At 66.5% G+C, this 7,353-nt stretch carries 6 protein-coding genes; 4 read left to right on the forward strand and 2 right to left on the reverse strand.

Going from position 1 to position 7,353, the window contains the following annotated elements:
- The first annotated feature begins 6 nt into the window (after window positions 1-6).
- The 4 genes from K883_RS16005 to K883_RS16020 are packed head-to-tail and all read left to right on the forward strand — an operon-like array spanning window position 7 to window position 4,707.
- On the forward strand, window positions 7-1,632 hold the full coding sequence (locus K883_RS16005; RefSeq protein ID WP_036454939.1) for an acyl-CoA synthetase: 1,626 nt from the start codon (window positions 7-9) through the stop codon (window positions 1,630-1,632).
- Window positions 1,629-2,459: an amidohydrolase family protein gene (locus K883_RS16010; protein WP_008254960.1), complete on the forward strand. Its 831-nt coding sequence runs from the start codon at window positions 1,629-1,631 to the stop codon at window positions 2,457-2,459. Before K883_RS16005 ends, K883_RS16010 begins: the two co-directional genes overlap by 4 nt.
- Before the next feature lie 2 nt (window positions 2,460-2,461).
- A complete protein-coding gene (locus K883_RS16015) occupies window positions 2,462-3,514 on the forward strand; it encodes an acyl-CoA dehydrogenase family protein (RefSeq protein WP_036454941.1) in 1,053 nt (350 codons plus the stop codon).
- Window positions 3,514-4,707 carry an acyl-CoA dehydrogenase family protein gene (locus K883_RS16020; RefSeq protein ID WP_020822034.1) on the forward strand — a complete coding sequence of 398 codons (1,194 nt, stop codon included), beginning with the start codon at window positions 3,514-3,516 and terminating at the stop codon, window positions 4,705-4,707. Before K883_RS16015 ends, K883_RS16020 begins: the two co-directional genes overlap by 1 nt.
- Before the next feature lie 65 nt (window positions 4,708-4,772).
- On the opposite strand, the gene K883_RS16025 is transcribed toward K883_RS16020, so the two are convergent.
- Complete coding sequence (locus K883_RS16025) at window positions 4,773-6,005, reverse strand: amidohydrolase family protein (RefSeq protein WP_036454943.1); 1,233 nt, start codon at window positions 6,003-6,005, stop codon at window positions 4,773-4,775.
- 84 nt (window positions 6,006-6,089) lie between these two features.
- The gene (locus K883_RS16030; RefSeq protein ID WP_036454945.1) at window positions 6,090-7,235 is read right to left on the reverse strand and encodes a thiolase family protein; all 1,146 of its coding nucleotides are present in this window, start codon (window positions 7,233-7,235) and stop codon (window positions 6,090-6,092) included.
- Window positions 7,236-7,353 lie beyond the last annotated feature (118 nt).

Below are 7,353 nucleotides of genomic sequence, written 5' to 3' on the forward strand. Positions count from 1 at the left end.
ACTTCCGTGAGCGAATGGACTATCGGGGCGGTGCTCGACGAGATCGCCGACGTCATTGGCGACCGGACGATGACGGTGTGCGGCGACCGTCGCAGCACCTTCGCCGAGTCGGCGGACCGCACCCGCCGGCTGGCGAACTTCCTGGCGAGCAAGGGATTCGGCGCGCACCGGGAGCGGGCGGAACTGCAGAACTGGGAATGCGGGCAGGACCGGGTCGCGCTGGTGATGCACAACGATCTGTACCCCGACATGGTCATCGGGTGCCTCAAGGCCCGGACCGTCCCGGTGAACATCAACTACTACTACACCCCGCGCGAGGTCGGTGAACTTCTCGATTACGTACAGCCCCGGGCGGTCATCTACCACCGCGCGCTGGGCGCCCAGTTCGCCGACGTCCTCGCCCGCGAGGGCGCGGACTTGCTGATCGCGGTCGACGACGGCAGCGAGGCCCCGCACCTACCGGGTGCGGTGTCGCTGGAAGACGCCCTGACGCAAGGGGATATCGACCAGCGCGTCGTCGGGTCGCCGGACGACCTGCTGATGATCTGCACCGGCGGCACGACCGGCCGGCCCAAGGGTGTGCTGTGGCGGCAGTCCGACATCTATGTGTCGTCGATGGTGGGGGCAGACCACGCCTGCGCTGAGGAGATTCACGACAAGGTGCGCGGGGCGGCCGGGGCGCCGTGGTTCGCGGTGTCGCCGCTGATGCACGCCGCCGGCATGTGGACGGCGTTCTCGGCGATCATGGCCGGCACGCCCGTGGTGATGTACGACACCGGCAAAAAGCTCGACCCCCGAACGGTTCTCGAAACGGCGCAGCGCGAGAAGGTCGGCTTGATGACCATGGTCGGCGACGCCTACGCGGCGCCGCTGGTGACCGAACTGCGCCGCGGCTCCTATGACCTGTCGTCGCTGTACGCGATCGGCACCGGCGGCGCCGCAACGAACCCGAAATACCAACGCGCCCTTGTGGAGTTGATCCCCCAGGTCACGGTGATCAACGGGTACGGCTCGTCGGAGACCGGGAACATGGGATTCGGCCACAGCCGGCGCGACACGCAAACCGACACGTTCACCCTGCGGGAGGGTGGACTGGTCCTCTCCGAGGACTACACCCGCTTTCTCCGTCCAGGCGAGGCCGAGGTGGGCTGGGTCGCCAGGGAGGGACGAATCCCGTTGGGGTACTTCAACGATCCCGACGCAACCCGCAAGACCTTTCCCGAGATCGACGGCAAGCGGGTGGTGATATCGGGCGACCGCGCCGCGCTGGAGCCCGACGGCACCCTGCGGCTGTTCGGCCGGGACTCACTGGTGGTCAACACCGGCGGTGAGAAGGTCTTCGTCGAGGAAGTCGAAGAGGTGCTGCGCGCGCACCCGGCGATCGCCGACGCGCTGGTGGTCGGGCGCCCCAGCGAGCGCTGGGGAGAAGAACTCGTCGCCCTCGTCGAACTCCGGTCGGAAGCCGCCGCGACGGCCGACGAGCTGCACACGCTGTGCACCACGCAACTGGCACGGTTCAAGGCGCCCAAGGAATTCCTCTTCGTCGAGCACGTCCAACGCTTGGGCAACGGCAAGGCCGATTACCGTTGGGCGAAACGTCACGCAACAGCAAAGGCGCCGATGTCCACATGAAAGCAATCGATTGCCTGGTCAACGTGCACTTCGGCGAGACCGAGAAGCAACCGACCTGGATGCTCAAGGTGCGTGACGACTACTTCAAGGGGCCGGAGTCCATGTTCGCGCCCGTCGAACTGACCGAGTTGCTCGATGAAATGGACGCGCACGGCGTGCGCAAGGCCATCCTGATGGACAACCTCGCCAAGCCGTCGGTGACGGCGCGCAAATTCGTCGAGGACAAGCCCGAGCGGTTCGCCCTGGCCATGGGCGGGGTGAATCTGCTGCGGCCGATGCCCTCCCTGCGGGAACTTACTGCCGTCGTCAACGACCTGCCCGTGGCGTATGCGGCTGTGGGCCCGAGCTTTTGGGGGGACGGCCAATACCCGCCCAGCGACGCCGTCTACTACCCGCTCTACACCAAATGCGCCGAGCTCGAGCTTCCGCTGTGCATCAACACCGGCATCCCCGGGCCGCCCATCCCCGGGGAGGTGCAAAATCCGATCCACCTCGACCGGGTGTGCGTGCGGTTCCCGGAACTGAAACTGTGCATGATCCACGGCGCGGATCCCTGGTGGGACATCGCGATCAGGCTGCTGATCAAATACGCCAACCTGCGCCTGATGACGTCGGCGTGGTCGCCGAAACGGTTACCGGAGAGCCTGCTGCACTACATGCGGACACGCGGTAAGGGCAAGGTGATCTTCGGTTCCGACTGGCCCGTCCTGAAAATGCACCGCGTCGTGCCCGAGGCCGCCGCGCTGGACTTGCCCGCCGACGTCCTCGAAAACTATCTCTACAACAATGCCCAGGAATTCTTCTTCAGTGGCCAGGAGGAACGCTGAGTATGGACCGTTACGAACTACGTAGGCTCGACTACAGCCTGACGTCGGATCACGAGGCGTTGCAGGCCGCGTACCGCGATTTCTTCAAGACGCATTGCCCGATCGAGACCGTGCGCGCCGCGGAGGAGACCGGCTTCGACAAGAACCTCTGGGAGCGGTTGTGCGCCATGGGCGCAACCACGATGGCCGTGCCGGAATCCGCGGGCGGAGACGGCGCGACGCTCGTCGACCTGAGTTTGGTGGCCGAGGAGATCGGCCGGTCGCTGGCGCCGGTGCCGTGGATCGACCAGGTCTGCGCCGCGCGCCTGCTGGCCCGACTCGGCGCGGCAGAACCCGATGTGGTCCAGGGCACGCGACTGGCCGCGTTCGATCCCCAGCACGACAGCGCCTCCGGGGCGCGGCTGCTGCCCACCGGGTCGATCGCCGACCAGATCGTCGTGCGCGACGGCGAGGACGTCGTCGCGCTGAGCTTCGGCACCCGTCCGGCGAAGGTGGACAACATCGGTCGGCTGCCGATGGCCTGGGTGGATCCGGCCACCGCCGACACCTGCACCGTCCTGGCCAGCGGCCCCGGCGCGGCGGCGGAATATCAACGCGCGCTGGATGAGTGGCGGGTGCTGTCGGCGGCCGCGTTGGTGGGCTTGGTGGAAGAGACCATGACCATCGCCGCCGAGTTCGCCAAGACCCGCTACACGCTGGGCGTGCCGATCTCGACGCTGCAGGGCATCTCCCATCCACTGGCCAACATCGCCATCACCGTGCAGGGCGGCCGCAATCTGGCGCGGCGCGCGGCCTGGTTCCTCGACAACGAGCCCGACGAACGCCCCGAGTTGGCGCCCTCGGCGTTCGTGTTCATGGCGGAAGAGGCGCCCAAGGCCGCGACCATGGCGGTGCATGTGCAAGGCGGTCTTGGTGTTTCGGCGGAGGCGGCCGCGACGGCCTATCTTGTGCGTGCCCGCGGCTGGGCACTGGCCGGCGGGGATCCCGGGGCCAGCGCGAAGTACATCGGCGAACTCGTCGCGGCGCGCGAAGGCAACTCGAGGAAGGGCGCATAGTGGATTTCTCACGTGTCACGCTGTCCGACGACGATCGGCGTTTCCTCGACGAAGCACGCGAATTCCTGCGCACCCATGTGACCGAGGACGTCAAGCGCCGGGACCGCGAGACCGGCGACAACTTCGACGAAGGGGTGCACCTGGCGCTGGGCGCCGCCGGATACCTGGAACGCGAATGGAAGCCGGAAGCCGAAGGCGGCTTCAGCCGCGTGCATCGCCGCATCTGGGAACTCGAGAAGCGGCGCGCCCACGTGCCCTGGGTGACCTGGGGCACCACCGCCATGGTGGCGCGTTCGGTCGCGCGGTTCGGGTCGAGCGAATTGCGGGACGAGGTGCTGCCGGGCGTCTTCAGCGGGCACGTTCGGCTGTGCCTGGGCTACACCGAACCCGAAGGCGGATCCGACATCGCCACCTGTAAGACTCGCGCGGTGCGGGACGGGAACGGCTGGATTATCAATGGCTCCAAGATGTTTACCACCGGTGCCCACAACTGCCGGTACGTTTTCCTCATTACCAACACGGACCCGACTGCCCCCAAGCACAAGAGCCTTACCATGTTCCTGGTTCCGCTGGACTCCCCGGGCATCGAGATCCAGGGCATCCGCACCGTCGACGGCGATCGCACCAACATCGTCTACTACAGCGACGTGCGCGTCGACGACAAGTACCGGCTGGGCGACGTGAACGCGGGCTGGACCGTGCTGCGCGAGCCGCTCAACGTCGAGCACGGCGCGGTGGCGGCCGCCCCCGACGGGCTGCAGGACGTGTCGATCATGATGCACCAGGCCGGCTTCATGGCTGACGCGCTGGACAAGGCCGCTGGTAAGGTGTCAGAGCGGGATCCGAACGGGCGCAGGCTCATTGACGATGCGGCGGTGGCGTACCGGTTGGGGCGCAGCGCCGCGCGCATGGAAGCGGCGCTCAGTGCGCCCAGCATTTTCGGCCGCGTCGCCCTCGCGCAGACGATGCGTGACATCTCCCCGGACCTGATGGACATCCTCGGCACGGCGTCCGCGCTGCCGATCGGCACCGACGGCGCGGCCGACGACGGCGCCGCGGAGTACGTGTTCCGGTTCGCGCCGCTGGTCGGGATCTACGGCGGCACCCTCGAGGTGTTCCGCAACATGATCGCGCAGTACGTGCTGGGCCTGGGCAAGCCGGCCTACGCGCCCGCCGCCCAGAAGGCCTCCTAGCGCGAGCAGACGCAAAAGCACCCGCACGCACGGCGTGTCGGGTGCTTTTGCGTCTGGTCGCGGGGTTAACCGGTGCCGGCGAGCGCGGGCGGGTTGACGGCGGCTGGGTCGGGGTTGGCGATCGGCAGGCCCATGAACCGGCGAGCGTTGTCGCCCATAAAGTCATACGTCCGCCGCTCGTCCATTTTGTCGGCGTATTTCCAGAAGCCCTTGGGCTCCGCGAGGCCCTCGGGATGCGGGTAGTCGGAGCCGAACAGCACCCGGTCCCATCCCACCGTGTCGACAACGTCGGCCACGCAGCCCTCCCAGAACGGGCTCACCCAAATGTTGCGCCGGAACACGTCGTGCGGATGCTCCGGGAAATTCTGCGGCATCTTCTTGTATAGGTCTTCAAAGTCATTGAACAACGGGAAGATCCACGAACTGCCGTTCTCGACGCTGGCGATGCGCAGCTTCGGGAACCGGGTCAGGGTCCCGTGGCAGATCAGGCTGGTGATCATGTCGGCAATTTCGCGGTGCCCCAGCACCATCCAGCGAAATGCGCTCATGGCCATGAAGTTCTGGGTGTGGGGCGGTTCCCACGTGCCGACGTAATCGTCCAGTGGAGGGTAGCTGGCATGCAGCACGATCGGCAGGCCCGCGGCCTCGACGTCGCGCCAGAACGGGTCGAATTCGGGCAGCGCCGGCGACCGCCAGCCGTGGACGCCGTTCACCGGGCCCGGTTTGATCAGCGCGGCGCGGACGCCGTTGGCCAGAAGGTAGTCCAGTTCGCGCTGAGCGGCGTCGACTTCGGACAAGTTGATGATGGGTGTGGAGAAGACGCGGTTGTCGTAGTTGTAGGTCCAGTGTTCGGCCATCCACTGGTTCAGGGCGTGGATGATCGCGAGTGTGAGTTCGGGGTCGTCGGCCGAGGAGTGCTCGACCAGGCTGGCAAGGGTGGGGTAGTTCAGCGCCTCGACGACACCCTGGCGGTCGAGTTCGGCCACTCGATCGACCGGGTTACGGGTCGCGGCCGGCGCCGCGATGGCCGGTCCCTGCATCTCGCGCAACGTGAGGCCCTCGGTGTTTTCCCCGGCGAAGAACTTCTCGTGCGCGCCGGGGGCCGCGACGCGTTCGAACGTCGGGTTGGGGATGAAGTCACTGACCTTGTTGTTGATCACGATGCGGGTTTGCCGCCCGATCTGGGCGAATTGGACGGCCCGCGAATACTTTTCCGGAAGGTATTTCGTCAGCGCTTCGGGTGTTTCGTACATGTGCTGGTCGGCGTCGAAGATCGGCGCTCCGGTGAATTGAGCCATCGGAAATGGTGCCCTTTCGTTGCGCGAGCAGACGCAGAATCGCACGTTCGAGACGCGAATCGTGCGATTCTGCGTCTGCTCGCGCTAGGTGGTCAGGATGGTGGCCGCGGCGGTGCCGGGCGCACCGTAGAGCTGAGCGAATCCGACGCGTGGTTCATTGGCCACCTGACGATCGCCGGCTTCGCCGCGGAGTTGGCGCACCAGCTCGTGAATTTGCCGCAGGCCCGACGCCCCGATCGGTTCGCCGTTGGCGATCAGCCCGCCGTCGGTGTTGACCGGCATCGAGCCGGTGATCTCGGTGGCGCCGTCGGCCAGCAGCTTCTCCTGCTCGCCGTCGGCGCAGAAACCGCATTCGGCCATGTGGATGATCTCGGCCCCGGCGTCGGTGTCCTGCAGCTGAATAACGTCGACATCTTCCGGTGCCACACCGGCCTTTTCGAACGCGGCCTTCGCGGCATACACGGTCGGCGCCACGTCCTCGTCGACCGGGGCGAAGGTAGTGTTCACCTCGTAGGCGCCGTAGCGACGGGTGCGTACCTCGACCGCCCGCAGGAAGATCGGCTTGGCGGTGTAGCGGTGCGCGATGTCGGCGCGGCACATGACCACGGCGGCGGCGCCCTCGTCGGGCGCACAGAACATGTACTGGGTGAGCGGGTAATTCAGCATCGTCGAGTTGAGGATCTCGTCTTCGGGAATCGGTTTGCGCCGAAACGCGTTCGGGTTCCGCGCGCCGTTGCGGAAGTTCTTGGCCGCCACCTTGGCCAGCGTCTGCTGGGAGATGCCATGCTCGTGCAGGTAGCGGTTGACTTTCATGCCGAAGAACTGGGTGGTGAGGTACTGGCCGTTCTCGGCGTACCAGCGTGGCATCCCGACCAGGGCCGGGTCCTCGGTGAACGCCCCGCGTGGATGCTTGTCCAGGCCGACGGCAATTCCGATGTCGTAGTCGCCCAACCGGATTCCGTCGGCGCAGGCCTTGGCGGCGCTGGCAGCAGTTGCGCAGGCGTTGAACACGTTGGTGAAGGGGATGCCCGAGAGCCCGACCATGCCGACGATGGCATCGGGGTTGGCGACGGTCCAGCTGCCCCCGGTGGCGGCCTGGATGTCCTTCCACTGCACGCCCGCGTCGTCGACCGCGAGCCGAATCGCGTCGACGCCCATCTCCATCGCGGACTTGCCCTCGAAGCGACCGAAGGGGTGCAGGCCCACGCCGATGATCGCGACGTCATTCATGGCGCCACTCCTCCTCATCACTACGTTCTGCATCGTCGTCGGCGCGATTCATGCGCGCCACTCCTCCTCATCACTTCGTTCTGCATCGTCGTCGGCGCGATTCATGCGCGCCACTCCT

Source organism: Mycobacterium sp. TKK-01-0059 (assembly GCF_000709305.1).
Taxonomy (GTDB): domain Bacteria; phylum Actinomycetota; class Actinomycetes; order Mycobacteriales; family Mycobacteriaceae; genus Mycobacterium; species Mycobacterium intracellulare.

Excerpts from the sequence above, each read along its gene's own strand:
- K883_RS16025 (WP_036454943.1), bottom strand. The coding sequence starts at position 6,005 with ATGGCTCAATTCACCGGAGCGCCGATCTTCGACGCCGACCAGCACATG.
- K883_RS16010 (WP_008254960.1), top strand. The coding sequence starts at position 1,629 with ATGAAAGCAATCGATTGCCTGGTCAACGTGCACTTCGGCGAGACCGAG.
- K883_RS16030 (WP_036454945.1), bottom strand. The coding sequence starts at position 7,235 with ATGAATGACGTCGCGATCATCGGCGTGGGCCTGCACCCCTTCGGTCGC.
- K883_RS16015 (WP_036454941.1), top strand. The coding sequence starts at position 2,462 with ATGGACCGTTACGAACTACGTAGGCTCGACTACAGCCTGACGTCGGAT.